General features: G+C 67.8%; 1 pseudogene. It reads left to right on the forward strand.

Annotated elements, in window-relative coordinates:
* Positions 1-267, forward strand: a pseudogene (locus ACQG3P_RS19920) (methyl-accepting chemotaxis protein); the annotation flags it as partial.

The raw sequence follows: 267 nt of genomic DNA on the forward strand, positions 1-267 counted from the left end.
TCGATGGACAGCTACCAGGGTGCACTGCTTGGCTACACCGCCGCGCGAGTGGGGCTGGATGTGGAAGCGCAGTCGCTTGCCGATACCGCTGCACAGATAGCGCCGTCGCTTGAGCATGCGCAGCGTGCGCAGGAAACGGCACTGGAGGCCGCGCGCGGGCGCCTGCAGGCACAAGCGAGGGCGATGACGGTGGAGTTCGCGGTCACGCTGCTGCTGGTGGCTGCGTTGCTCATCGCCACGCTGCTGCTGACCCTGCAGGCGGTGCAG

This window comes from Stenotrophomonas sp. SrG (assembly GCF_050031795.1).
Lineage (GTDB): Bacteria > Pseudomonadota > Gammaproteobacteria > Xanthomonadales > Xanthomonadaceae > Stenotrophomonas > Stenotrophomonas rhizophila_A.